Here is a 25,225-nt window from a genome sequence, read left to right as displayed (position 1 = left end):
GCTGGAAACTAGAGAGAATAATTTAACACTTTTTAAACTCATGTTTGATAGATGAAGGATTTGTTAGTGAACTGGTGAGTGAGTTGGGCGATTGAGCGTTGGCGAGTCTGCGACTGGAGGGTGGCAAATTTCTAAATCTTCAAGGTTTGAACGAGGATCGCTTCTAAATGCAGGCTGAGAAAGGCTTTCAGATTGCTTTAATTCAACAAAATCAGCACAGAATCAATGTGCTCTTTGCAATGATGTATGGTTTTCGTTAAACTTTTTAGAATGTTTTAAAATCAATTTATACATTTCAAAGAAAAATCTATTCCTAATTTATAATATGAATATGTAAATATGTTTTCGTTTTTGAAATAAAGGATTGCTTTATTTTCTCTGTCAGATTTTGCTGATGAAATGAATCACATATGAGCGTTTTAATATCTTATTATTATTTAAAAAATTTTAATTAGTTTCTGAAAAAATAACAATATTTAGTTACCACAAAAGAAAATTATTATTAAAAAATTAACATTTTGGAAAGGTTCTTGCTATATTATACAATATGGAAAATCAGAATTATAAAAATCATAGGAAATTTTATACTCCACACCATTTTATATATCTTCCGTTGTTGATTATAATGGAATTTTTTGGGATTTCACAAATTTTTAATGATAAAGGTAATAAGCAGGTCTGGATTTTATTTTCAATTGTTATTTTTCTGCTTTTCTATTTGGCAATTATGGTTAGACAGCATTATGCGCTGGGAATTCAGAACCGTTTGGTACGGCTGGAGTTTAAGCAGCGGTATTTTGAGATTTTCGGACAGAGATCTGATGAAGTCGATGAAAAACTAACATTTGACCAGATTGCGGCATTGAGGTTTGCTTACGATGATGAATTTAGGGAATTGCTGTATAAGGCACTTCATGAAAATATTTCAGGGAATGAAATAAAAAAATCAATCAAAAACTGGCGGGCTGACCATTATAGAATTTAGAATAATAAACACCAAAAAATAAATTATCATGAAAAAATGGAGCTTATACAGTATGACGATATTGAGTTTATTAACTCTTACAAGTTGTGAAGCGGTAGAGACAATCTTTAAAGCAGGAATGTGGTGGGGAATTATATTAGTAGTTGGCGTAATAGCTATTATTTTATGGCTATTTTCAAGGGGTAGAAACTCTTAACCAAATCAAATCTTATGGAAAATTCAGACTTAGAGATCATTTCCCATCTGAAACCCTCAAAGATTGTCAAGATTATGAAAGATCCGGAGGCTTCTGCAAAGGCGGTACATCTCATTTATACCTCCGATGCAGAAACGGCCGGTATCACTCGTAAGAAAACAGGAAAAAAATATTCTTATTACAAGAACGGCGAAAGAATTAAAGACAAAGACGAGATCACAAGAATCAACAAGCTGGTAATTCCACCGGCTTGGGAAAATGTATGGATCTGTGCTTTAGACAACGGGCATCTTCAGGCAACGGGATTCGATGTTAAAAAAAGAAAGCAGTACCGCTATCATCCTCTATGGAGTGCTTTAAGAAATCATACTAAATTTTACAGAATGCTTCAGTTTGGGTATGCGCTGCCTCAGATGAGACTTCAGATTGAGCAGGACCTAGCATTAAGGAATTTTGAAAAAAGGAAAATCCTGGCATTAATTGTAAGTTTAATGCAAAGAACCAACATCAGAATCGGGAATAATGCTTATGAAAAACTCTATGGCTCTTTTGGCTTAACAACTTTAAAGGATAAACATGTAAAAATTCAGGGACAGAAAATTACTTTTCATTTTAAGGGTAAAAAAGGCGTTATGCATGATATCGACCTTAAAAGTAAAAGATTGGCCCGTCTGGTTCAGAAATGTAAAGATATTCCCGGAAAGGAGCTTTTTCAGTTTATTGATGAGGATGGAAACCGCCATTCTGTAGACTCCGGGATGGTGAATGACTATATTAAGGAAATAAGCGGGGAAGATTTTACGGCTAAAGATTTCAGAACGTGGTCCGGAACCGTAAGCGCTTTAATTGCTTTTAAAGAAATAGGCTATGCGGAAACTCACACGGAATATAAAAAAAAGGTAAAAGAAGCCTTAGAAATTGTAGCTTCGCATCTTGGAAATACAAGTACGGTCTGCAGAAAATATTATATACATCCTTTGGTAATTAACCTTTATGAAAATAATACCATCAAAAAATATCTTGACGAGCTGGAAAAAATAGAAGAAAATGACGGTAAAGCCAACTTAGCCCAAGAGGAAAAGCTCGTTTTGAAAATTCTGGAAAATGAGAAGCTGTAAGTTTAATCAATTTGATTTTATATTATTTAGCCGGAATTCTCTCCTTTGAAAACTGTGTTCTGTACTCCTTCGGGGTTATTCCTGAAATTTTTTTGAAAAGCTGCGTAAAGTGTGAAGCCGTATGAAAATTAAGCTCATAAGCGATCTCCGCAATATCTTTACTCGAGAGAAGAAGTGCTTTGCTGTAATTAATATCAATTTCGTTTATCCATTGTTTTGGAGATTTTTGGGTGACATTTTTTACACATTTATTCAGATAGCTTTCCGTGACAGATAGTTTTTGCGCATAAAAAGCAACTCTTTTTTCATCTACATGGTACTTGAAAAGCAAATCCCTGAACCTTAGCGACAGTTCCATTGGGCGGGTGGCAGATTTATGATTCGAGTTGGCATCCATATTCAACATCTTTACCAAGATAAGGTGCAGCATGGTGATTACCACATCATTTACATTGAGATTATTCAGCCAGAGCTCCTGCTCCATGATGGGAAGAAGCTGGGTTACCATTTCGTACGTAAGGCTATTCATTTCCAAAAAAGGATTCATGAAGAAGATACTGTTTTTATACTTCGGAAGCTCCTGTTCAGATAAAATATTATTTTCGTAAGCCAGGAAGAAACCCTCAATATCATCGGAAAGCTCCAGTGTAGCAGTAATCGTTCCCTGTTTGATAAAAATAACTCCTCCTTTTTCGGCTACATACTCTTTATTTTCAAGATATTGTTTAATTCTTCCATTTGTAACAAAAATAATGAAATTAAAAGTCGTACGGTAAGGTATGACCGGCATCAGAATTCCTTTAAGGTAATTTTCTAGCCTGTAAAGCTGTATATCTGCATTATTGGCCAGAATCCGCTCCGTAATATTCGGAAGAAAAAGTTTTTTATACTGAAAATTGGAAAGTACCTCCATAAGTTTATTTAAATAATTGTGATCCTAAACAAATTAAGTGCAAAAAATCCTATTTTTTAAAATTTTAATTTAATTTTAATTTTAAGACTGTCAACAGGTTAGAAGAAGAGTCTTTATTTTAAGAATGAGAATTTTAAAACTTATAGTACAAGCCCACTTTTAGCCCAAGCGGGTTCCCGGGAGTATATGTAAGATCTGTAATAGGTTCTGCCTCATCTTTAAGGCGAGTTTCCGTAGCAAATTGCGCTTCATTCCATTTTACATTAAAAAGATTATTGATCTGAATATTGGCACCCCAGTTTTTATGGTTGTAAGACAATATTAAATCATTAACGAAATATGCTTTTGTTTTAATACTATTATCTTCAACAGCCGGTCTTTCACCCAGGTACCGATACTGCAGACCTAGAGAAAACCCTGGAAGAAAATCCCAATTTACAGAGCCTGTACTTGTCATCACCGGAGCAAGCGGAATATAATCCTCACCTTTTTGTTCTCCAATGAATCTTGCGTGAGAATAATTAATGTCTGCATTTACATAAAAATAATCCAAAGGCTGAAAACGGACTCCCAAATCAGCTCCGAAACGACGCGATTTCCCGGAAGGTTCCACCACTGCATCATCCCCGACATAGACAAATTCCTGCTGCAGGAACATATACCATAATGTGGGGGTAATAATCAAAGATTTAAAGGGATGCAGCCTTACACCGAAGTCTCCTCCTATAGAATACGGCAGTGTATTTTCATTTTTATTAGGTACAACAACACGAATATCGTTGGAATGGAAGCCCATGCCGGTTTTCAAAAACCATAAAACATGGTCATTTTGGGAAAAAGAAAAGTTTAATTTGGGACTTAATCTTGTTTTTTCCTTTGATTGCCCGGAAGGCAGCTGCTCCGTATTCATCAGATTATGAAAATTGAATATGAAATGGTCGATCCTTAAAGCGGGATTAATGATCCATCTTCCGGCTTTCCATATTAAGCCTGAGAAGGCATGGAGGTTGGTTTCCACACCAGTTGCATCTGCCATTTTCCCGACTATTAAATCTCTGTGATATACATGATTCAACTGCAATGTATTGATATCATCACTTCTGAATCCAGTACCTGAAACCCATTGTAATGAGCTCTTAGGAAACGAAAAGTTTTTCGTGTATTTTATTTCTGTGCCGTAAATATTTCTTCCATCAGTCTGCTGAATCTCGTCACCATGTTCTGGATCTTTTAAATAAAAAGTAAAATTTGAATATAGGTTAAAATTATACTTAGAATAAAATCCCATAATATCAATTTGTTCAGAATCTGAAATGATATGCTTAAAATTTATTTGAAGATTTGTCCTGGATGTTTTGCCTCCTTCCGTAGGATCTATACTCCCCCACCGGTCTATTATTCCTTGATCAACAGCCCTTTCAGGAATTTGTCCGGATGCATTCCATGAAGAATTAAAGGTGGAAAACTGAATATTAAAATAATCATTATCAGTAATCCATTGATTATATTTTCCAAAGATATTAATCCTGTTAAAATTTTGTTTTACATCAAATGGCCCGTCTGTATAGTTGTATTCCGCAGCTAAATACGCATTTTTTCTTCCTTTATCATCATCAAGAATATTGAACATTCCCAAAATTCTTTTTGAATTAAATGAGCCTCCCTCTATTTTTACTACACTGTTTTTCAACCCATTATAAGTTTGAAAATCAACATATCCAGCGGTATCAAAATCTCCTCGGTCCATATAATAAGCTCCTTTTCCGAAATCAATATTATTTACCGTTTCAGGTATCACAAAATGAAGGTCGGAATATCCCTGCCCGTGCGCATGAGAAACAATATTTACGGGCATTCCGTCAAAATTTACACTTACATCTGTACCGTGGTCGGCATCGAAACCGCGTAGAAAAAGCTGCTCTGCTTTTCCTCCACCTGCGTGCTGTGCAATAAATAATCCTGGAACTTTTCTTAATAAATCCTGAGCGGAATTAACAGGAAATTTATTAAGATCAACCTTGGTAATAGCCGCTAAAAAAGAAGAATGGCTTATGGAAACTTCAGAAATGTGATAAGGTTTGTGCTGCAAAAAGATTACTTTATTTTTATCATCTTCATTCTTAACTTCCAGTTTCATATCCTCATATCCCTGATGGCTGATTATCAGTGTGTCCGGATAAGATTTTACTATAAAATCAAATGAACCTGCCATATCAGAATGGGTATGATTGTTTCCGTGGTTATATTTTATTATTGCATCAGAAACAGGAAATTTATCCTCGGCATCTTTCAGCAGCATTTTTCTTTCTGTATCCTGAGCCCAGATTTTTCCACTGAAAACCAGCGCCAGAAATAGAGCTGCTTTTTGATTTCTCTTCATCTCAATTTAAAGTAAAAATAATTGATTTTATAAATGTATCTGCTATTGAATGTTTTTGTCAAATATTTTTTTAATTAAAAGGGTAATCCATGTTCCAGCTACAAAAGGAAAAGTAAGTACTCCGCCAAACTCAGCCAGCATATTATTATCTACTAAAAAATCATCAATAATTACTGTAATAAGCACGGAGATCACCACCCAAAGCCCATCGGTTTTCTTTTGTCCTGAAAAAACAATTGCAGAAAGCACCGCATTGAAACCAAATAACCCCATGTGAATTTTATCAATCGATTCACCATGAATATGAGAAATATACGCTCCTATCATAGAACCTGCAAAACCATACAGCGCACTAACGGGCGAACTGATATAAACAGCTATAAAAAAGATAACTCCGGATAAAATCCCTCCCTGGAAAATAACTTCTCCGAAAGCATTAAGACTGGTAAAAAATTCATCAGAAGGTCCCATTTTAGCAGAAATCATTTCTGATGGTGGAATCTTTGTAAAATGATGCACAGCAAAAATACATATCCATGTAATTATGATAAACGGAAATGTGAAAACAGGAATTTTTCTCCTGATAAAAAAATGCTGAATAACAGCTGCCAAAGCACTTCCCAGGCAGATAAGCACCCAAATCAAAACAGTCGTTTGAAATACAAAAGATAAAGCAACCCCTACAAGAGCTGCACTGAAACCATACAAACCGGCATTGATCTCAGACTCATCATATTTCAGCGTCATAGCGGTAAAAGTTCCCACTGCTGTTGCAAGTACGACCGCTACCCCGCCCTGCCAGCTTCCCATGAAAATCCCGATCAGGAAAAGAAGTCCTGTCCATCGGTTTTCCTGAAGCATAATCTGCCCGATACCTTTTAAAATATTATCTATAAAAGAGATTTTTTGAAAAAAATTATCCATAATGTGATTTAAAATTTAGGAGTTAGAGTTTAGAAGGTTGATTTAAATTATTATTGTTATTAATTACCATCCTAAAAAAACCATCCCGATTCCGCAGACCGTAACGACTGCACCACTTATTACACCCATATACCTTTCAAGTTTTTCAGTGTTGAATAATGCAGAATATCCGTAACGTCCCAAAAGAACCATTCCGAGCATGGTGAGGACTGTGGTTAAAGTAAATGAGGTGACCAAGACCAGAATTTCTGACGAAGAATGCTTTACCCCCGAATAAAATAACAGCGGGATCAGCGGTTCGCTCGGCCCCATTACAAAGATCATAAACAGAACCAATGGGGTTACTTTTATCCTTTTCTGAGGCATTACGACTTCGCTGTGATTGTGTTCGTAGACATAGACATCGTCGCCCATGACATCAAAATGTTTATGCGGCTTGTTTCTAATGGCCTGAACTAATCCGTAAATCAGATAAATTCCTCCGAAAATCAGCAAAGCCCAGCCAGAAAAATTTCCTCTCAAATTCTGAAACCATGAAATTTTATTCAGCTGCCACCCTAGGAAAACCCCGATAAAACCCAATATTAGAGAACTTAACACATGGCCAAAGCCGCAAAGCACTGTTAAAACAGATGTCTTCACTGCATTCCATTTTTTTGATTTTGAAATAACAATAAAAGGCAGATAATGGTCCGGCCCGGAAGCCGTATGTATAAAACTTATCGAAACGGCACTCAATAAAAGCGCCCAAACGGTAGTATTCATTTTTATTTAATTTAAATTCCAGAGAATATCCTGAATCTGCAGGAAGAAATGGTACATTACTTCACCGCCGTGTCCCAAAGCTCTTACGACAAATCCGCTCCCTTCCATCGCTGAAACACCTACTTCCATTTCTTCTTTAAACTGTTCTGATAATTCCACAATGGTTTCTATCAATTGATCTTTTTCAACAACAGATTTTGTACTGAAGAAAATCAAGGTTCCCTGATGGGTATAATCCTCAAGATTCCCGATCCGGCTGACAGGGATCAGATCCGGCTGAATCAGGACATTATCTTTTACAATCAGCCTATCATCATGATAAATTTCCATCAGATTCTGGAAACGTTTCAGCTTAAAAACTTCTCCGTAATGCTTTCTACCGCAGGTAATGATTTCGCTGATGATGATCTGGCTGTTTTTGCCGATATTAATTTTAGCTTTACTTTTAAAATTAGATTCTTCATGTGGCACCACCGGATGCGGAACATAGGCGAAAGATGTTTCATCTTCCATAGAAACATTCAGCTCCTGTTCTGCTTTATCCTTCATATTGAAAAGCCTTTGGTAAGACTGTGACTGGAGCTGCAGCGCGGAACCTTTTTCCAGACTGATGTTCAGATGATAATGATCCCCGTCTAAAATCCCGGGCGAAGAGCTCATTACCATCTGATATAATTTGTTGTCGTCCTTCCGCTGTCCCACAGATACTACTCTGAACGGCAGCGAAACATACAGGTCTTTTACATAAGACTTCCCGCTTTTGAATCCTGTGATGATTTTTAAATGACTATCCATTTATCTTACCAATTCCGGTTCTTCAATTTCTTCCAGAAGAGCATATTTTTTTATCCAGCCGATTACTTTTTCCAGTCCTTCATCCGTTTTAAGATTGGTAAATACGAAAGGATTTCCGTTTCTCATTCTTCTGGCGTCTCTTTCCATTACTTCGAGGCTTGCTCCTACGTGTGGTGCAAGGTCTATTTTATTGATAATCAACAAATCCGATCTTGTAATTCCCGGCCCTCCTTTTCTTGGGATTTTTTCACCTTCGGCTACGTCAATAATAAAGATAGTAACATCCGCAAGATCCGGACTGAAAGTTGCAGATAAGTTGTCCCCTCCACTTTCTATCAGGATCAGCTCTATTTCCGGGAAACGTGCAGCCATTTCATCCACCGCTTCCAGATTCATACTTGCATCTTCACGAATCGCCGTGTGAGGGCACCCTCCCGTTTCCACACCTATAATTCTTTCGTGAGGAAGGAGGCTGTTTTTGGCCATAAACTCCGCATCTTCTTTTGTGTAAATATCATTCGTGATCACGCCCAGATCATAAATTCCGAACATTTTTCTGCTCAATCGCTCTAATAATGCAGTCTTTCCTGAACCTACAGGCCCTGCTACTCCTACTTTTATGTATTTTCTGTTTTCCATTTTTTAATTTTATATAATTTTTATGTTATAGAGTTCACTTATAGAACCACCCCCGTCAAAATTTCTTTGAAATTTCGGCTGTCTCAAAAGGTAAACTAATGATGCTCTGAGAATCTCTTAAATGACAAAATTAGGAGTCCGAGAGAGGGCGTACTTTTGTGACAGCCTCAATTTTTGTCCCTTTTATATTTACCGTTACGACATATACAATCTTGAATATAACCTCTCATGCTGCATGCATCTGATGTCAAAAGAAGTGTTACAAAGCCCGATCAGATCTCTGTCAATTTCAATAGTTTCCAAAGCGGTCTTTTCCATGACCGGGTATAATGAGAATAAAATATCCTGCCCATCCAGCTGTCCGAGAGGAACGAGTTTTACTGCATTGGTAATCATTCCGGCAACCGACGTATAATAAAACCCCAATAAAGCTTCATACAAAGGAATTCTCATCAATGCTGCATACATCCCGAAAACAATGCAGTAATGCGAATTTGCTTCACCATTGTGAATGGCCTTCTCATAATCTTCCATTAGATGAAAATTTTCTCTTCTTTTAAAGATCTTGATTAAACGTAATCCTAATTTCTGACTTGCCTGGCGAATTTCTTTCGGACACTTTAAAGAATTACATTCGTTATCGAGATTTAATAATAATTTTAAATCATTATTCTCAACCGCTTCGTAGGCCAGTTTTACAAAAGCTCCGTCATTGTATTTAAGATTATACTGCAACATATTTTCAACAAATTCTTTAGCTGTAACCCTATCATGGACAATTTTCTTCTGAACAAAAGTTTCCAGTCCGTTAGAATGGGTATACCCTCCGATTGGCAGCGTAGGATCTGAAAGATGTAATAATGCTGATAAAAAATTTAAATTCGTGCTATTCATCTTTTGGGGCTGCCATTTTTAAGATTTTAGTAAAAATTGTTGAGCCTAAACTTCCGTGCCCATGCGGTTCCACATTGGATTTTAAAAGGTTTAAAAGCTTTACAAATTGTTTTTCCGGTTTGAAGCCGCTTGCTTCCAGCCATCTGAACATCGGCATTTCGAATGGAAGTAAAACTTTATCCTCCTGAATAAAGAGCGGAATATGCTTATTCCCGATTTCATAACAGACCGTTCCCATTTCCAGCAGGGATTTCGGGGACATTACGATGGCTTCAGTTTCCAGGACGTTGATGGCAATTATTTTCATTTCATCTTCAAAAAGGATATCTCCTTCCCTCAATCGTTGTCCTTCCTTCAGGAATTTTATGGCAATATCCGCCCCAAGCCTGGTTTTTTTCCGCTGAATTCTTTTTGTGGTTTCAAACCATTCAAGATCCAGATAATCAATGGGTTTTTGAGTAGGATATTCGGATAGATTACCTATTATCTGGTTAATTATCATTTTTTATCTTTTTTCTGAAATCAAAGTTTTTAGAAATCCCTACTCCAAAGGTTGATCCGCTGATTCCGGCAACAAAATTCTTTGTCCATCCCTCCTGCTTTGTTTTAGTCTGAAGCATGGAAAGTTCTGCAAATTTGAATTTTAAAGCCCAGCCTCCACCTAAAAGTATTCCTATTAAAGGATAGGCCCGAAGACGGTATCCGTTGAAGTTTTCCATCGATGACATTGCTGATGACAATTGCTGTCCCCAGACATAATGAGCATCAATCTGACCGATAAGCACAAAATATTTTCCGAGCATCACAGATGGGCTGTACCATATACCGGCCTCATTTTGTTTATATACAACACCATGATCTACAGAATTTTGCATATAAGCATAATTAATTCCGGCTGCATCATTATTGTTAAAAAAATACCCCAATCCTATTGGTGCGCTTGAAACCGTACTGCTGCTGCCTGACGGAGTCGTTAGTTTCGAATAATCTAGGGAGCCATAGACCATAAACTGTCCTTTTGGCCCGGATTCATCATTTTTCACCCTCATTCCTCCTAAAAACTGAGCATTTAAGTTTCCTGAAAGCAAAAACATTCCGGCTATAGCAATAGAAAAAACTATTTTATTTAAATATTTCATTTTAAACTTAGTTCTATAATTGTTTTAAATGTTGCCTGATAATCTTTTTGTTGTTAAAATAAATCTAACAGGTTTTTGAAACCTGTTAGATTTTATTAATAAGATTTATCTTAGAACAGGTAATATAACTGTGTTAAAGGCAGTTTGCTAGCCGGCTCACAAGTGACATATTCACCATCAACTGTTACTTTGTAGTTTTCAGGATTCACTTCAATTAGTGGAGTTTTATCGTTGTGAATAAGATCTTTTTTAGAAATATTTCTGCAATTTTTTACCGGAAGAATCATCTTTTCTAATTTGTATTCTGCAATCGTTCCGTTATCGATAGAAATTTGTGAAACGAAGTTGGCGCAGGTTCCATATTTGGCCTTTCCGTGTGCTCCGAACATATTTCTGTAAATCACAGGCTGTGGTGTTGGTATGGAAGCATTCGGGTCACCCATTTTTGCTGCGATCACAAAGCCTCCTTTTACGATCATTTCGGGTTTTACTCCAAATAATGCAGGTTTCCAGATCACTAAATCTGCTAATTTTCCCTTTTCAACAGAGCCTACATATTCTGAAATTCCGTGCGCAATAGCGGGATTGATCGTGTATTTTGCTACATATCTTTTTGCACGGTAGTTATCATTATCAGAATGTTGATCTTCTTCTAAAGTTCCTCTTTGATCTTTCATTTTGCTTGCGGTCTGCCAGGTTCTTGTAATCACTTCCCCCGGTCTTCCCATCGCCTGGGAATCTGAGCTCATGATACTGAAAACACCCATATCATGCAGAATATCCTCCGCCGCAATAGTTTCCGGACGGATTCTGGAATCTGCAAATGCCACATCTTCAGGAATATTTTTACTTAAATGGTGGCAAACCATCAGCATATCCAAATGCTCATCAATAGTATTTACCGTGTAAGGTCGGGTAGGATTCGTGGAAGCCGGAAGCACGTTTGGATACATGGCAGCCTTGATAATGTCCGGCGCGTGGCCACCACCCGCTCCTTCCGTGTGGAAAGTATGGATTACCCTGCCGTTAATCGCTCTCATCGTGTCCTCCAAAAATCCTCCTTCATTCAGAGTATCAGTATGAATCGCAACCTGGACGTCATATTTATCCGCAACTTTTAACGCTGCATCAATGACCGCCGGGGTTGCCCCCCAATCTTCATGAATTTTTACCCCTAAAGCTCCTGCTTCCACTTGTTCTTCAATCGGCTCCTCAGCTGAGCAGTTTCCTTTTCCGAAAAAACCTAAATTCATAGGGTATTCTTCAGCAGCTTCCAGCATTTTCTGCATATTGAACTTTCCCGGTGTAACGGTTGTGGCATTGGTTCCGTCATTGGGACCTGTTCCGCCTCCGATCATAGTGGTGATCCCACTGTAGAGAGAAGTTTCAATCTGCTGCGGGCAGATGTAATGAATATGGGTATCAATACCTCCTGCTGTCACGATGTAGCCTTTACCGCCGTGAACCTCCGTAGAAGCCCCGATAATCATGTTTGGTGTTACCCCATCCATAGTATCAGGATTTCCGGCTTTTCCTATACCTACAATTTTACCGTCTTTGATCCCGATATCTGCTTTTACAATCCCCCAGTGATCAATGATTACGGCACCGGTGATGCAAAGGTCAAGAACACCCTCGTTTCTTTTTGCCGTAACGTTCTGCCCCATCCCGTCACGAACGGTTTTTCCGCCTCCGAAAACAGCCTCGTCGCCGTAATGGGTGAAATCTTTTTCGATTTCGATGATAATTTCGGTGTCGCCGAGTCTTATTTTATCTCCTGCGGTAGGGCCTAGTATATTGGCATATTGTTTTCTATCTACGTTTAAGCTCATCTTATTGGTTTTTAAAGTTTAATTGTTCTGCTTTTGAAAGGCTAGCTTTTTTCTGTTCATCGGAGCTTACCGTACCATCCACAAGATTATTGAATCCTCTTGCCACTTTACTCCCTCCTATTTCTACCAATTCCACTTCTTTTTCTTCGCCCGGCTCGAAACGTACGGCAGTGCTTGCCACAATATTCAGCCTTTTTCCAAAAGCCTTTTCGCGGTCAAAGCTCATGGCTTTGTTTACTTCAAAAAAATGAAAGTGCGATCCTACCTGAATTGGTCTGTCTCCTGTATTTGTCACTTTAATTTTTACTGTTTCCCTGCCTTCATTGCAGATGATTGTTCCTTCTTTTACAAAAATTTCCCCTGGAATTACATTACGGTTTATTTCTGCTTTTTTTACTTCAAGATTCTCCAATTCATTATTGGCCGCACTTTGCTGTTTTGAATATTCTTCTGGTGTCATGATAATTGGTATTTAGCGGATTGGGTTATGTACGGTTACAAGCTTAGTTCCGTCCGGGAAAGTAGCCTCGATCTGAACGTCATGGATCATTTCGGCTACTCCGGGCATTACGTCTTCTCTGGTAAGAAGATTGGCTCCTTCCTGCATAAGTTCAGCTACTTTTTTTCCATCTCTGGCTCCTTCCAGCAGGAAATGGCTGATTAATGCTACCGATTCCGGATAATTTAGTTTAAGACCTCTGGCTTTTCTTTTTAGAGCCAGCTCTCCTGCCATAAAAAGCATGAGTTTTTCAGTTTCTCTTGGTGTTAGATGCATATTTTTTTATTTAAGATTGAACATACCTTATAGTCTGTCTTATTGGATAAGGCAAAAATAGATTCAAAAAAAGATAAGGAATCATGTAGATCTGCAGAGATTTACAAATCTGAATTCTTTAATTATAAGTTATAGATTAGCAGCCCGCAACCTGCAGTGAATGATACAAAATATATCGCGGTGTAGAAATATGAACATGGCTTTGAATAGCTGTAACCGATGCCTTAAAAGAAAAACCGGCAAAGAAATGCTTCAGCCACTCTTGTTCTAATACTGAATAATCAAATTTTACTTTTTCAAGATCATTGGAGTCCTGTATATCCGAAAGATCTGAAACAGCGTAAACTTCTGATGGGTCCTGATGATTAGATTTCTGTAGAAAGTGCTCCTTGAAAGAAACATCTTGATATGAACTGCTTTTCCCTTCATGCGCCAAAAGACCGGCACATAAAGTTGCGAAAAACAAAACAAAAGAAAACAATAAGAATCTCTTTTTCATATCATCATTGTAACAGTGTAAATTTAGAACATTGGAAAAATGTATAGTATCAAAAAAGACATTTAAAATGTTCAAAATCGGGACAAAATTTATCTTATTTTCAAATTAATATCAAATTAATCTACTCATTATCAAAACATAGCAATTAAAACAAAATATCAATTAATGCGTAATTAATATTTTATTTTACATTTTAAATATTATATTTTTCATCAGTAATTTAAATAATAAGAATAAAAGTCGTGGTTGATAGAAAATTAATCTTCCTTAAAACTAATACTAAGATCAAAATAATAACAAGTTTATTTTTACAAGAAGTATCTGCAGTTTTTTGTTTGCCTTAATTATCGTAAATTTGTATACCAACATATAATAAATAAAATAATACAACATAATATGTCTAAAGCAATTTCGCAAGTACCATTTGCAGTAAATGAACCGGTAAATTCTTATGCACCGGGAACTCCGGAAGTGAAAAGTCTTATCGCTCAATACAAAAAAATGTGGGCTGAAAAAGTGGAAATTCCAATGATTATCAACGGAAAAGAAGTAAAAACGGATAACAAAGTGCAGCTTCAGTCCCCTCAGGATCACGGCCATGATTTCGGGTTTTACTATCAGGGTACGATGCAGCATGTGGACGATGCTATCAATGCGGCACTGGCAGCAAAAAAAGAATGGAATGAGCTCGGCTGGGAACAGCGTGCAGCTATTTTCTTAAAGGCAGCTGACCTTTTAGCAGGCCCTTACAGAGACGTAATCAATGCAGCGACAATGATCGGGCAGTCTAAGAATGTCCATCAGGCGGAGATTGATTCTGCCTGCGAGTTTATTGATTTCCTAAGATTCAATGTAGAATTCATGACGGAAATGTATTCTGAGCAGCCAGTTTCTGATTCCGGAATCTGGAACCGTGTGGAATACAGACCATTAGAAGGGTTTTGTTTTGCAGTAACTCCTTTTAACTTTACCGCGATTTCCGGAAACCTGCCAACTTGTATGGCCATGCTTGGAAACGTAGTGGTTTGGAAACCGTCTGATAAACAAATATATTCAGCTAAAGTAATCATGGATGTTTTAATTGAAGCGGGGCTTCCTGCGGGGGTTATTAACATGATTTTCACTGACGGGAAAGATACGGCAGAGAAAGTTTTGGCCCATCCTGATTTTGCAGGGCTTCATTTTACAGGTTCTACCAGAGTTTTCCAGGGAATGTGGAAAATGATCGGGGATAATATCCACAACTACAGAACATATCCAAGAATTGTTGGGGAAACAGGCGGAAAAGATTTCGTAATTGCACATCCTTCTGCTAATGTAGAAGCTGTGGCTACCGCACTAGTAAGAGGTTCTTTCGAATATCAGGGACAAAAATGCTCTGCTGCTTCAAGGGCCTATATTCCTAAATCTCTTTGGGCTGATATAAAAAAAGTAATGGAAACCCAAATTAACTCGATAAAAATAGGTTCTCCGGAAGATCCTTCGAATTTTGTAAATGCCGTAATCGATACAAATTCTTTCGAAAAATGTAAAGGATATATCGACAGAGCCAATGCTTCAGGAGAGGCTGAAGTAGTAATAGGAGGAAAATGCGATAATTCTAAAGGATGGTTTGTGCACCCTACCGTGATTGAGACTACCAATCCTCATTATGAAAGCATGGTGGAAGAAATTTTCGGGCCGATCTTGTCTGTCTATGTTTATGAAGACAAAGACTGGAAAGAAACTTTGAAACTGGTTGATTCTACTTCACCTTATTCATTAACGGGTTCTGTTTTTGCACAAGATCGTTATGCTGTTAATGAAGCTTTCAAAGCTTTGGAAAATGCTTCAGGAAACTTCTATATTAATGACAAACCAACTGGCGCCGTGGTAGGACAGCAGCCTTTCGGAGGTGGAAGAGCTTCGGGAACCAATGATAAGGCCGGTTCTAAAATGAACTTATTGAGATGGACGTCTGTAAGAAGTATCAAAGAAACATTTGTTTCTCCTAAAGATTATAAATATCCATATCTTGGGTAATATATGAGTAATTATTGCCTTGATTAATAAATAAGTCCTGGATAATTCCGGGATTTTTATTTTATTAACGGATTTTAATCAAATTTATCATCATTTAGCAATGATTACAAAAAACGACAAATTCTAATAGTATCGGGATGAATGCAGATTCGCAGCCTCAGCATCTGTTAAGTAAATATAAAGTTTAACTTAAAAATGGAAAATCCACAGATGAAAGTTCTGTGGATTTTATATATATATTTCATCATATTCAATATTTATCTAAATTTGCAATAGTAAAAACAAAAAAAATGATAAAAAAAATCTTATTAACAGCTACCATTGCTGTAAGCTCAGCTATTTTCGGACAAGGTATCAAATTCGAAGAAGGTAAACTTTCTGATATACTTGCCAAAGCCAAAAAAGAAAACAAACTTGTATTTATTGATGGCTATACTTCATGGTGTGCACCCTGCAAATTAATGGTAAAAAAAATCTTCCCCCTGCAGACTGTTGGTGATTACTACAATACTAATTTTGTTAACGCAAAATTTGATATGGAAAAAGGCGAGGGCCCTTCTATTGCTAAAAAGTATAAAATCGTACAATACCCTACGTATCTTTTTCTGGATGGTGATGGTAATATAGTGCATACAGCAAATTCTTATATGGAAGAACCGGACTTTATCCAATTTGGTAAAGACGCCTTAGACCCTTCTAAACAAATTACCGCATTTACAAAAAGATTTGAAAAAGGAGAAAAAGATCCTGAATTTTTGAAAAAACTGGCTGAAATTACTGGTGATATAAGTTTAAAACAAAGAGTTTTAGATCGTTATTACACAGTAAATCCTAATATTACCAAAAGTGATTTTTTTAATTTAGCAATGAATATTAAAGGTACTGGAGATCCTTTATACCAGGTATTTCAAAATAAAAAGGCTGTATTTTTAAAAGCCGTTTCTGAAGAAGATTATAATAGCTTTGATAAGGGTATCAAAATAAGAGGAATAAAGGCAAAGGCATATAATAAATCAAATAATACATTAGATGAAAAATACTATATGGATGAAATGGAGAAAGTTGTTGGTAAGGAAGAAGCCAATAAACAACTTCTGGAGCTAAAAACAGAAATTGCATACCAAACAAAAGATTATGCAACTTTTGAAAAAGTAATTTTTGAAAAATATAAAGATTATACAAAAGCAAACCCTTCTGATTTAGGATATGTTGCAAGCATGGTTGCAAACAGCGACATTACCACAAAGTCTACACTGGAAAAGGCTATTCTCTGGGCTAAAGAGTCAAACACTAAAATGCCTGTTTTTATGAATGATTATACATTAGCAAAACTTTACAATAAAACAGGTGACAAGGCTAGCGCCAAAACATTCGCTGAAAAAGCCATAGAAAAAGCAAAAACTGAAGCTCCTGATGATGTATCTGAAATCCAAGAGCTTTTAGAAACCCTTAAATAAATTTACTAAGCATAAACTATTTTCCGCAGAATTATTTTTTGCAGGTTTTTTTATAATAAATTTTTAATTAATTCCTTATATTTGATTAACACAAATATGTAAAATAATATTATGAAAAAACTATGGATAGCCGCTTCTTTCGCTTTTTTTAGGCAGCTGCTCTCAGAAAAAAGAGAAGTATTTAAAGATGAAAACCAATACTATAAAAATCAAATAAATATAAAAACCGCAATTAGTGCGGTTTTTTTTATCATCATTTTACCTAAACTATCCGTAAAAAATAATTAAAGATATACTGTAACTAATTTTATACAACGAAGACTTATATCTCAACTTAATCATTACATTTGTAACCTATTAAAATATTATGAAAAAAACATCAATATTCTCCTTCCTTTTCATCGGAGCATTGGCTCTCGCACAAGGAATAAAATTTGAAGATTCAAATTTCACAACAATTTTAGCAAAGGCTAAAAAAGAAAATAAACTCGTTTTCATCGATGCATATACAACATGGTGCGGGCCGTGCAAGCTAATGTCTAAGAATATCTTTCCAATGCAGTCCGTAGGAGATTATTACAATGCCAATTTCATTAATGCAAAAATCGATATGGAAAAAGGCGAAGGTATCGATATTGCTAAAAAATATAACGTAAAAGCCTTCCCTACTTATTTATTTGTAGACGGAAACGGAGAGCTGGTACACAGAACATTAGGATATGTGGAAGAAAAAGACTTCATCCAGTTTGCAAAAGACGCGGGTGACCCAAGCAAAAGATTAACAGCACTAAAACAGAAGTTTGAAAACGGTGAAAAGGATCCGGAATTCCTGAAAAACCTTGCCAGCCTTACCATCTACAGCGACTCTGAATTTGCAGAAAAAGTTTTGGATCGTTACTTTAGCGCAAAAACTGAATTAGACAGAGAAGATGTGCAAATGCTGCTTTCCGTAATAAAAAATACGAGCAGCCCTTTGTATAAAACTTTCCAGTCTAAGAAAGCAGAGATCACAAAAATTCTGCCTGCAGAGAAGTATGACGGTTTTGATAAGAATATCAAGATCAACAGTATTTTTGAAAAATCTTACAATGCTAATACAAAAATATGGAACGATGGCTATTTCATGACTGAAGCTCAAAAGTTTTTAACGAAAGATGAAGCTGAAAAGATCCTGAAAAAAATAAAAGCCGGCAGAGCATTAAAAGATAAAGATCTTCCGACATACGAAAAACTGACCCTTGAACTTTACAAGGACACATCGGCCCTAAGCTCTGAAGAACTGAATTCTATAGCATGGAATTTCTTTGAAAATGTAAGTACAAAATCTTCCCTGGAAAAAGCAATTACGTGGGCTCAGGAGTCTGTAAAGAAAAATGAAAACTATGCCAATACAGATACTCTTGCCAACCTGTATAATAAAACAGGAAATAAAAAGAATGCAAAAATATGGGCCGAAAAATCTATAGAGCTGGCAAAAAAATCAGGCGAAGATACTACTGATACAGAAAAATTATTAAAACAGCTTTAATAAAGAATAAAATTAATTTATAAATTGTAACAGACATTATTTAAAAAAACTAAATCCGGAGTAAACATTCTCCGGATTTTTTATATTGTTTAAGCTTAATATTTATCTATTAAATGCTTTATTGAAGCAATAAAAAAAAACTGTTTCAGGATGAAACAGCCTTCTTATCATAAATTTAACTTGATTAGCTTCCTATTTTATAAACAAGTAGTTGAGTTGATTTACCAATTAAGTTCATACCAGGACCTGTACAGTTACCAGACTGACCTCTTCCCAAATGAATACTCCATTTTTGCCCAGCCGGAACTGTTGTAACGTATAGGATTGATCCACCATGGTTTGAAAGCCCATTTTCGTTATGCGGAGCAGTACTATGAACTCTTTGGAAGGATCCCGGTACAGGAAAATCTTCAAAATATGAGCTTACGTTGCATCCTGTAGCATTATGGGTAGACTCATAAACAAGAGTCATCTGATATGTACCCGCTGGGAATGTAATAGTACTGGTACTTGAGTCATAGGTAAGCCCTTCGATACCGTTTTTAACAACTGACATTGGAATTACTTGCTTTCCACCTATTCCTTGTGTGGTTAAGAAATCCGGAATAGTGGCATCCAATCTAAAAACAGCCGGTCTTGGAATTCCTAAATCATCGATTGATCCTAAAGATTTTACAACCCCGGTAGGATTTATTGCCAGAATCTTTTCAGTAGAAACATCACCTTGTCTCACGCCTTCCATAGTTAAAGGATCAACACTTTTTAAATGTAATAAGCTTGTAGGCGATGTAGTACCTATCCCAACAAACCCGCTGAGATTCTTGATAATCATTCTGTTGATATAATTGCCTCCATATGAAGACTTAAAAATAAAGTCTGCATTACCAAGCGTTGTTCCATCAAAAAATTCTGCTCCTATTCCCCAATGTGCATATCCTCCACCAACTGTATTTGGGTTAAATCCTATTAAAACTCCTTGCCCTATTGTAGGTGTAGCATTAGTTCCTGCTATTCTCAAGGCAACTTTAACAGCTGATCCGGATACTGGAGAAATTAAGTCTAAATCTGTAGTAGGAGCATTAGTCCCAACCCCAAGTCTGTGATTAGCCGCATCTACTGAAAGGGTTTTACCGTCAACAGAGAACGCATTCACCGAAGTACCTGTAAAAGCAAGAGTTTTGTTAGCCTGTGTTACGGTTCTATTTCCTGTAAGAGTACCATCAGAGTTGTAGATGTTTACAGATGATGCCGAACCAGAACTTGTGTTAAGCTTTACCCAAACTGATCCATCAAAATAGTAATATCCTACTGTATCGATATTTACTGCATTACCTGACTGTGTACCTTTACTTACACTATTTACATAGATTAGGGTAGAAACCGGAATTGAAACCATAGACTGGGCTCTTTCTCTGTCTACTCTCGGAACCAGTAAACCATCAACATTTTTAGTAGTACCTGTAGAATTTTTAGCAGTAATGTCTAGTGTAGAAGCTGGTGTAGATGTATTAATACCAACCTGAGCGTAGCCAAAAGTTGTAGCCGCCAAAATAATGACTGCTGATAAAGATTTTTTCATCACGATTGTATTTTGTTGTTTTCTAGGGCAAAAGTATTAAAAAAAAAATTACACAAACAATTTTTTTTCACTTTTTTTACTTTTTTTAACATAAAATTACAAATTCCTAAAAGCCAATTTAAGTTATTTTACTGTATTTACAGGGAATTTATAGATTTTTTTTTTCAACGTATAGTGACTTTATTTATGTCATACTTTTCCACTTTTATAAATAAATCTTTAAGATTAAACGATTAAATATGATTGCAATTTTAAATATTTAATAATAAATAATTTTGTAATGATAAATCCAACGAATAGTAATTGTTAAATTTTTTACCATTTTACAAATTATATTATTATCAATAAATTAGTCAAAGTAATAAAAATATGATAATTTAGAATTACCGCTTAATTTCAAAAAAAAATAATTCAATAATAACAATAAAGTCCCTATCCATAGTACTAAAAGCAATTTTTTATTTAGTATCAATTCTGTCAATCATTTTCATTTGAATAAATCTGCTTCAAGTAAAAATATCTTTGTGTATAATCTAATTGCAAAAAAAATTGTCTTTTTACACTTTTATACCAATGTAATTTATTGTCCTAAAGTCTATTTTTAGAAGTAAAATCCCCTTAAAATAAGACATCGACGTCTCTTACGAATTAAATAAAAAACCTCACCATAAAAGATGAAGTTTCAAAAAATATTAAGTCGGTTTTTAATATTCAAATAAGACACTGCCCCAAGTAAATCCACTTCCAAATGCTGAAAGAAGAACAAGATCTCCCCTTTTCACTTTGCCCATCTCAATCGCCTCAGCTAAAGCAATAGGAATTGACGCGGCGGTTGTATTTCCGTATTTCTGGATATTATTATAAATTTTTTCATCTGGCATCCCGAATTTTTGCTGTACAAACTGTGCTATTCTCAAATTTGCCTGGTGCGGGATAAACATATCGAGATCTTCAACCGTTTTTCCCGCTTTGCTCAATGCTTCAAGCATGGTTTCCGGGAATCTCGTTACTGCATTCTTGAATACGAAATTACCATTCATAATCGGGTAAACTTCTTTATTGGTGACATTTTCCGGCTCTTTTCTCATTCTGTCACTCCATCCGAATTTGGATCCCGGAAATTGTGTACAAAGCTCATCAGCATATTTCCCTTCAGAATGCATATTGACAGCCAGAATATCCCCGGCATTATCGTCTTCCGTAGCTGAAAGCACCACCGCTCCTGCCCCATCTCCAAATATTACAGAAACTCCTCTTCCTTCGTCAGTAAAATCGAGCCCGAAGGAATGAACTTCAGCACCTACAACAAGGATATTTTTATAAATGCCTGATTTTATGAAAGCATGCGCCACACTCATGGAATAAACAAATCCTGAACACTGGTTTCTCACATCCAGGGCCCCAATTGTATCACATCCCAGCATTTCCTGAAGCAAAACACCACATCCCGGAAAATAATAATCCGGTGAAAGGGTGGCAAAAACAATATAATCGATATCCTTAACAGTTAAGCCTGCATTAGCAAGAGCTTTTTCGGACGCTTTGAAACCTAGATAAGCGGTTGTTTCCTGAGGATCATTACGGTCTTTCCTATGTCTTCTTTCTTTAATACCCGTTCTTTCCGTGATCCATTCATCGTTTGTGGTCATTAATTTGGCTAGATCATCATTCGTAACAATGTTATCCGGAACATGAAATCCGATCCCTTTTATTGTACTTTTAATCATATAGTTTTTTTAATTTTGACAAAGATAGAACTTATTTAACACATCATTATTTTAAAATATTGCTATTTTTACTTATGCCAATTGAAACAATTTACAGAAACTCCCAATGTGAATGGATAGACGTAGAAGCTCCTTCTGAAGAAGATCTGAAGTTTCTTCACGAAAGATACGAGATCAACAATCTGCTTCTTGAAGATACCCTAGACCCGAACCACCTCCCAAAATATGAAGAAGACAGAGATATAAAATTTTTCCTTCTTCGTGAAAGCACTGAGCTGGAGCGCAAAAATCTAAATACCATTAGTGATATTAGTACAAAAATAGGGATCTTTCTTTTTGGGAAAACCATTATCACTATCCATAGAATGCGTACAAAATCTATTTCCGAGACCAAAAAGCAAACAACGGAAATTGAAAATGCCACACCTGTAAAGATTGCTCTAAAGATTGCTTTATTAATTATGAAAAGCTTCGATGACGAGTCTGTAAATCTTCTGGAAACAATGGATAACATCGAAAATGAAATTTTCCTTAAAAATACCAATCATACCAACCAGATTAAAAGATTATATAAACTGAAAAGGAAATCCGGACTGAATTCAAGGGTGCTTACCATTTCTACAGATGCGATCGACAAGTTTAAATTATTAGGCTTAATGGATTCTGAGGTGGTCGATTTGAAGGATAAACACAAAGATGTTGTGGCAGATTTTGATCACCTTAATCTCCAGATTACCAATCTTATTTCGATGTTTCTGGCCCTATCTGACCAGAAAGCGAACCAGGTTATGAAAGTACTAGCTATTTATTCGGTTTACTTCTTACCGATCACCTTTATTGCAGGAGTTTACGGGATGAATTTCGACAATATGCCGGAACTTCATCATAAATATGGCTATTATGCAGCATTAGGAGCTATGGCTCTGGTGGTCATTTGTACCTTTATATATGCAAGGAGAAAACAATGGTGATTTTCCGCATGAGTTATCGGGAAAACCCTATTGATTTTATTTATAATTAATTTAAACTATAGAATTAGTACATAAAAACGCGGTATTTTTATTATGTCAAATAGAAGCAACAGAACTGATACATTTGAAGCCCGCTAGCTATGATCATAATTCTCTTTAAATGATAGAGTACCAACATAGTTCCGATAGGAAGAGCATTCTTTTTGTTCCGTCCGGAGCAAAGTGGAGGCCATAACAAAAAGATATAGTGGATGTTAGGAAATAGACTCTGATAACTATTCTTAATCACCCGTGATAAAAAATTGTTCCAATTTTTCGTTCATACTCCAGAGAAGGAGATTTTTTAATGATGTATTTATAAATAACAAAAACCCTTTGACAAACAAAAGGTTTTTGCGTATTAAATGTGGAAATGTTTATTTCGAGTTGAAATAATACTTTTGATTAGCAAGTAATTACCTGCGGTCACGCGATGTATTGAACACAGTATTTCGGGCCTGTAACAGCTCCGTGCAGCTGCATCCGCAAAGGTAAAGATAGGGAGTTCCCAGAGATCCACCTCCGCCTACACCTCCTACGATGTTTTTAAGATCGTCATTTCTTAATTTCTTGGCATTTTTTAAAATATTGTTTTCCATGTGATTTGGTTTTTGGATTAAACAATATAGTTTTAGTTACTTTTCAAAGTTAAACAAATATTAACCATTCAACGCATAATTTAATATTAAATTTTATAATTAATTTATTTTGTTCAGTTTAATTGCTCTTATAACGGAAAGTGATATTTAAATATTTCTTAAACAGTTTTAATTATTCTGTAAATTCTAAATCTTTGTCGTGAGTTTCCGAAATGGTAAAGGATGAGTAAAAAGCCAGTCCAAATACGATGATTCCTACAATGGCAGCACTAATAATGACAGAAAAACTGGTCTTAAAAAAATCAAAAGCGAAAATCATCATTGGAACTAATCCGCGCACCATATTAGGAACGGTTGTAGTAGCGGTATTCCTAATATTGGTACCGAACTGCTCTGCTGCTAATGTGACAAACATTGCCCAATAGCCGGTTCCCAAGCCGAGCCAGACACAGAAAGTATAATATTTCGTTTCCGAATTGGTATTTCCGAAAAGCATGATAGCCACGCCAATTATGGTGAATACCAGCATGTAGAAAATAGCCATCTTACGGGACTTTAAAAGATGAGAGATGAAACCACTCGCCAGATCACCGACAGAAATACCTACATAAGCCCACATAATTGCTTTTCCGGGGTTAAGATCTATGATGCCTAATTCCGGTGCAAACTGATTCGCTAAAACGGCTAAAATCCCAATACAATACCAAGTCGGTAATCCTACAGCAATACACTTTAAATACCTGATTAAACGATCTTTATTGGTAAAAAATGAAAGAAAATTTCCTTTTGAGACGGATTTGTGTTCAATATTCTTATAAATTCCTGACTCCGAAACGCTGATTCTTAGAAATAATAATAAGATTCCTAAAATCCCTCCAATGATGTAGGAAATATTCCAACCGCCGGCTAATTCTACTGTTAGTTGAGCGACTACGGCACCCATCAATCCGAAACCAGCTACAACAGAAGTTCCGATGGCTCTTAAATTCTTGGGTAAACTTTCAGAAACGAGGGTAATTCCTGCTCCAAGTTCTCCGGCAAGCCCGATTCCTGCAACAAATCTCAAAGCTGCATATTGATACACCAAATGTTCTTTCGGAAAATAGGGTAAAAATCCGCAGGCAATATTCGCCAAAGAATACACTAAGATTGATCCGAATAATACAGATAATCTTCCTTTTTTGTCCCCAAAAATCCCCCAGAAAACACCACCGATGAGCAAACCGACCATCTGGCAATTGAGGATAAATGTTCCATCTACGTCCGGATTTAAGCCTAAAGCCTTTAAGCTTGGAATTCTCACAATACCGAATAAAAGTAAATCATAGATATCTACAAAATAGCCTAAAGCTGAAATAATAACAGGGATTGAAAAAATGTACTTCAGTTTTGAAGACAGAGAAAGTTCTTGCATTTTGGATTTTTAAATTGGGTAAAAATAAAAAACCT

The 25,225-nt window shown here is 36.2% G+C and carries 24 protein-coding genes; 7 read left to right on the top strand and 17 right to left on the bottom strand.

Features of this window, described 5'->3' with window-relative positions; translation table 11 throughout:
- Positions 1–547 precede the first annotated feature (547 nt).
- The gene (locus tag BW926_RS08410) at positions 548–985 is read left to right on the top strand and encodes a DUF6526 family protein (protein ID WP_076446129.1); all 438 of its coding nucleotides are present in this window, start codon (positions 548–550) and stop codon (positions 983–985) included.
- Between the two features lie 210 nt (positions 986–1,195).
- Positions 1,196–2,299 (top strand): DNA topoisomerase IB, encoded by a 1,104-nt coding sequence (locus tag BW926_RS08400; RefSeq protein ID WP_076446125.1) that lies wholly within the window; start codon positions 1,196–1,198, stop codon positions 2,297–2,299.
- A 22-nt stretch (positions 2,300–2,321) separates the two neighbouring features.
- On the opposite strand, the gene BW926_RS08395 is transcribed toward BW926_RS08400, so the two are convergent.
- The 13 genes from BW926_RS08395 to BW926_RS08335 all read right to left on the bottom strand — a co-directional run bounded on the left by BW926_RS08395 (position 2,322) and on the right by BW926_RS08335 (position 13,854).
- Positions 2,322–3,212: a helix-turn-helix domain-containing protein gene (locus BW926_RS08395; RefSeq protein ID WP_076446123.1), complete on the bottom strand. Its 891-nt coding sequence runs from the start codon at positions 3,210–3,212 to the stop codon at positions 2,322–2,324.
- Positions 3,213–3,345: 133 nt separating this feature from the next.
- Entirely contained in the window at positions 3,346–5,592 is a 2,247-nt protein-coding gene (locus tag BW926_RS08390; protein WP_076446121.1) for a TonB-dependent receptor, read from the bottom strand.
- Between the two features lie 42 nt (positions 5,593–5,634).
- Complete coding sequence (locus BW926_RS08385; protein WP_076446119.1) at positions 5,635–6,516, bottom strand: urea transporter; 882 nt, start codon at positions 6,514–6,516, stop codon at positions 5,635–5,637.
- Positions 6,517–6,579: 63 nt separating this feature from the next.
- A complete protein-coding gene (locus BW926_RS08380) occupies positions 6,580–7,281 on the bottom strand; it encodes a hypothetical protein (protein WP_076446117.1) in 702 nt (233 codons plus the stop codon).
- 6 nt (positions 7,282–7,287) lie between these two features.
- Positions 7,288–8,076 carry an urease accessory protein UreD gene (locus BW926_RS08375; protein WP_076446115.1) on the bottom strand — a complete coding sequence of 263 codons (789 nt, stop codon included), beginning with the start codon at positions 8,074–8,076 and terminating at the stop codon, positions 7,288–7,290.
- Positions 8,077–8,715, bottom strand: a complete 639-nt coding sequence (gene ureG / locus BW926_RS08370; protein ID WP_076446113.1) for an urease accessory protein UreG — start codon at positions 8,713–8,715, stop codon at positions 8,077–8,079.
- A gap of 195 nt (positions 8,716–8,910) precedes the next feature.
- On the bottom strand, positions 8,911–9,609 hold the full coding sequence (locus BW926_RS08365; RefSeq protein ID WP_076446111.1) for an urease accessory protein UreF: 699 nt from the start codon (positions 9,607–9,609) through the stop codon (positions 8,911–8,913).
- Positions 9,602–10,111, bottom strand: a complete 510-nt coding sequence (gene ureE / locus BW926_RS08360; RefSeq protein WP_076446109.1) for an urease accessory protein UreE — start codon at positions 10,109–10,111, stop codon at positions 9,602–9,604. The genes BW926_RS08365 and ureE overlap by 8 nt, the downstream gene beginning before the upstream one ends.
- Positions 10,101–10,748, bottom strand: a complete 648-nt coding sequence (locus BW926_RS08355) for a hypothetical protein (protein WP_076446107.1) — start codon at positions 10,746–10,748, stop codon at positions 10,101–10,103. The genes ureE and BW926_RS08355 overlap by 11 nt, the downstream gene beginning before the upstream one ends.
- 110 nt (positions 10,749–10,858) lie before the next feature.
- Positions 10,859–12,580 carry an urease subunit alpha gene (gene ureC, locus BW926_RS08350; protein ID WP_076446105.1) on the bottom strand — a complete coding sequence of 574 codons (1,722 nt, stop codon included), beginning with the start codon at positions 12,578–12,580 and terminating at the stop codon, positions 10,859–10,861.
- 1 nt (position 12,581) lies between these two features.
- A complete protein-coding gene (gene ureB, locus BW926_RS08345) occupies positions 12,582–13,040 on the bottom strand; it encodes an urease subunit beta (protein WP_228403422.1) in 459 nt (152 codons plus the stop codon).
- Between the two features lie 12 nt (positions 13,041–13,052).
- Entirely contained in the window at positions 13,053–13,355 is a 303-nt protein-coding gene (gene ureA, locus BW926_RS08340) for an urease subunit gamma (protein ID WP_076446103.1), read from the bottom strand.
- Positions 13,356–13,491: 136 nt separating this feature from the next.
- Positions 13,492–13,854 carry a hypothetical protein gene (locus tag BW926_RS08335; RefSeq protein ID WP_076446101.1) on the bottom strand — a complete coding sequence of 121 codons (363 nt, stop codon included), beginning with the start codon at positions 13,852–13,854 and terminating at the stop codon, positions 13,492–13,494.
- A 396-nt stretch (positions 13,855–14,250) separates the two neighbouring features.
- Between BW926_RS08335 and pruA the strand changes: the two genes are divergently transcribed.
- The 4 genes from pruA to BW926_RS08320 all read left to right on the top strand — a co-directional run bounded on the left by pruA (position 14,251) and on the right by BW926_RS08320 (position 18,861).
- The gene (pruA, locus tag BW926_RS08330) at positions 14,251–15,876 is read left to right on the top strand and encodes an L-glutamate gamma-semialdehyde dehydrogenase (RefSeq protein WP_076446099.1); all 1,626 of its coding nucleotides are present in this window, start codon (positions 14,251–14,253) and stop codon (positions 15,874–15,876) included.
- Positions 15,877–16,166: 290 nt separating this feature from the next.
- A complete protein-coding gene (locus tag BW926_RS08325) occupies positions 16,167–17,333 on the top strand; it encodes a thioredoxin family protein (protein WP_076446097.1) in 1,167 nt (388 codons plus the stop codon).
- 111 nt (positions 17,334–17,444) lie between these two features.
- Positions 17,445–17,621, top strand: a complete 177-nt coding sequence (locus BW926_RS14365) for a hypothetical protein (protein WP_179077992.1) — start codon at positions 17,445–17,447, stop codon at positions 17,619–17,621.
- 79 nt (positions 17,622–17,700) lie between these two features.
- Complete coding sequence (locus BW926_RS08320) at positions 17,701–18,861, top strand: thioredoxin family protein (RefSeq protein ID WP_076446095.1); 1,161 nt, start codon at positions 17,701–17,703, stop codon at positions 18,859–18,861.
- Positions 18,862–19,045: 184 nt separating this feature from the next.
- On the opposite strand, the gene BW926_RS08315 is transcribed toward BW926_RS08320, so the two are convergent.
- Both BW926_RS08315 and BW926_RS08310 read right to left on the bottom strand, forming a co-directional pair.
- On the bottom strand, positions 19,046–20,440 hold the full coding sequence (locus BW926_RS08315; RefSeq protein ID WP_076446093.1) for a hypothetical protein: 1,395 nt from the start codon (positions 20,438–20,440) through the stop codon (positions 19,046–19,048).
- Positions 20,441–21,144: 704 nt separating this feature from the next.
- Positions 21,145–22,167 carry a 3-oxoacyl-ACP synthase III family protein gene (locus BW926_RS08310; RefSeq protein ID WP_076446091.1) on the bottom strand — a complete coding sequence of 341 codons (1,023 nt, stop codon included), beginning with the start codon at positions 22,165–22,167 and terminating at the stop codon, positions 21,145–21,147.
- Between the two features lie 74 nt (positions 22,168–22,241).
- Between BW926_RS08310 and BW926_RS08305 the strand changes: the two genes are divergently transcribed.
- A complete protein-coding gene (locus tag BW926_RS08305; protein WP_076446089.1) occupies positions 22,242–23,138 on the top strand; it encodes a magnesium transporter CorA family protein in 897 nt (298 codons plus the stop codon).
- 455 nt (positions 23,139–23,593) lie between these two features.
- Here BW926_RS08305 and BW926_RS14360 read toward each other — a convergent pair whose 3' ends face one another.
- Both BW926_RS14360 and BW926_RS08300 read right to left on the bottom strand, forming a co-directional pair.
- On the bottom strand, positions 23,594–23,776 hold the full coding sequence (locus BW926_RS14360; protein WP_179077991.1) for a hypothetical protein: 183 nt from the start codon (positions 23,774–23,776) through the stop codon (positions 23,594–23,596).
- A gap of 172 nt (positions 23,777–23,948) precedes the next feature.
- A complete protein-coding gene (locus BW926_RS08300; RefSeq protein ID WP_076446087.1) occupies positions 23,949–25,190 on the bottom strand; it encodes an MFS transporter in 1,242 nt (413 codons plus the stop codon).
- Between the last annotated feature and the right edge of the window lie 35 nt (positions 25,191–25,225).

It is taken from the genome of Chryseobacterium sp. RU37D (assembly GCF_900156075.1).
Lineage (GTDB): Bacteria > Bacteroidota > Bacteroidia > Flavobacteriales > Weeksellaceae > Chryseobacterium.
Note: the sequence above shows the minus strand (reverse complement) of the source record. Positions and strands in the feature narration are given on the sequence as shown.

Excerpts from the sequence above, each read along its gene's own strand:
- BW926_RS08410 (WP_076446129.1), top strand. The coding sequence starts at position 548 with ATGGAAAATCAGAATTATAAAAATCATAGGAAATTTTATACTCCACAC.
- BW926_RS08400 (WP_076446125.1), top strand. The coding sequence starts at position 1,196 with ATGGAAAATTCAGACTTAGAGATCATTTCCCATCTGAAACCCTCAAAG.
- BW926_RS08395 (WP_076446123.1), bottom strand. The coding sequence starts at position 3,212 with ATGGAGGTACTTTCCAATTTTCAGTATAAAAAACTTTTTCTTCCGAAT.
- BW926_RS08390 (WP_076446121.1), bottom strand. The coding sequence starts at position 5,592 with ATGAAGAGAAATCAAAAAGCAGCTCTATTTCTGGCGCTGGTTTTCAGT.
- BW926_RS08385 (WP_076446119.1), bottom strand. The coding sequence starts at position 6,516 with ATGGATAATTTTTTTCAAAAAATCTCTTTTATAGATAATATTTTAAAA.
- BW926_RS08380 (WP_076446117.1), bottom strand. The coding sequence starts at position 7,281 with ATGAATACTACCGTTTGGGCGCTTTTATTGAGTGCCGTTTCGATAAGT.
- BW926_RS08375 (WP_076446115.1), bottom strand. The coding sequence starts at position 8,076 with ATGGATAGTCATTTAAAAATCATCACAGGATTCAAAAGCGGGAAGTCT.
- ureG (WP_076446113.1), bottom strand. The coding sequence starts at position 8,715 with ATGGAAAACAGAAAATACATAAAAGTAGGAGTAGCAGGGCCTGTAGGT.
- BW926_RS08365 (WP_076446111.1), bottom strand. The coding sequence starts at position 9,609 with ATGAATAGCACGAATTTAAATTTTTTATCAGCATTATTACATCTTTCA.
- ureE (WP_076446109.1), bottom strand. The coding sequence starts at position 10,111 with ATGATAATTAACCAGATAATAGGTAATCTATCCGAATATCCTACTCAA.
- BW926_RS08355 (WP_076446107.1), bottom strand. The coding sequence starts at position 10,748 with ATGAAATATTTAAATAAAATAGTTTTTTCTATTGCTATAGCCGGAATG.
- ureC (WP_076446105.1), bottom strand. The coding sequence starts at position 12,580 with ATGAGCTTAAACGTAGATAGAAAACAATATGCCAATATACTAGGCCCT.
- ureB (WP_228403422.1), bottom strand. The coding sequence starts at position 13,040 with ATGACACCAGAAGAATATTCAAAACAGCAAAGTGCGGCCAATAATGAA.
- ureA (WP_076446103.1), bottom strand. The coding sequence starts at position 13,355 with ATGCATCTAACACCAAGAGAAACTGAAAAACTCATGCTTTTTATGGCA.
- BW926_RS08335 (WP_076446101.1), bottom strand. The coding sequence starts at position 13,854 with ATGAAAAAGAGATTCTTATTGTTTTCTTTTGTTTTGTTTTTCGCAACT.
- pruA (WP_076446099.1), top strand. The coding sequence starts at position 14,251 with ATGTCTAAAGCAATTTCGCAAGTACCATTTGCAGTAAATGAACCGGTA.
- BW926_RS08325 (WP_076446097.1), top strand. The coding sequence starts at position 16,167 with ATGATAAAAAAAATCTTATTAACAGCTACCATTGCTGTAAGCTCAGCT.
- BW926_RS14365 (WP_179077992.1), top strand. The coding sequence starts at position 17,445 with ATGAAAAAACTATGGATAGCCGCTTCTTTCGCTTTTTTTAGGCAGCTG.
- BW926_RS08320 (WP_076446095.1), top strand. The coding sequence starts at position 17,701 with ATGAAAAAAACATCAATATTCTCCTTCCTTTTCATCGGAGCATTGGCT.
- BW926_RS08315 (WP_076446093.1), bottom strand. The coding sequence starts at position 20,440 with ATGAAAAAATCTTTATCAGCAGTCATTATTTTGGCGGCTACAACTTTT.
- BW926_RS08310 (WP_076446091.1), bottom strand. The coding sequence starts at position 22,167 with ATGATTAAAAGTACAATAAAAGGGATCGGATTTCATGTTCCGGATAAC.
- BW926_RS08305 (WP_076446089.1), top strand. The coding sequence starts at position 22,242 with ATGCCAATTGAAACAATTTACAGAAACTCCCAATGTGAATGGATAGAC.
- BW926_RS14360 (WP_179077991.1), bottom strand. The coding sequence starts at position 23,776 with ATGGAAAACAATATTTTAAAAAATGCCAAGAAATTAAGAAATGACGAT.
- BW926_RS08300 (WP_076446087.1), bottom strand. The coding sequence starts at position 25,190 with ATGCAAGAACTTTCTCTGTCTTCAAAACTGAAGTACATTTTTTCAATC.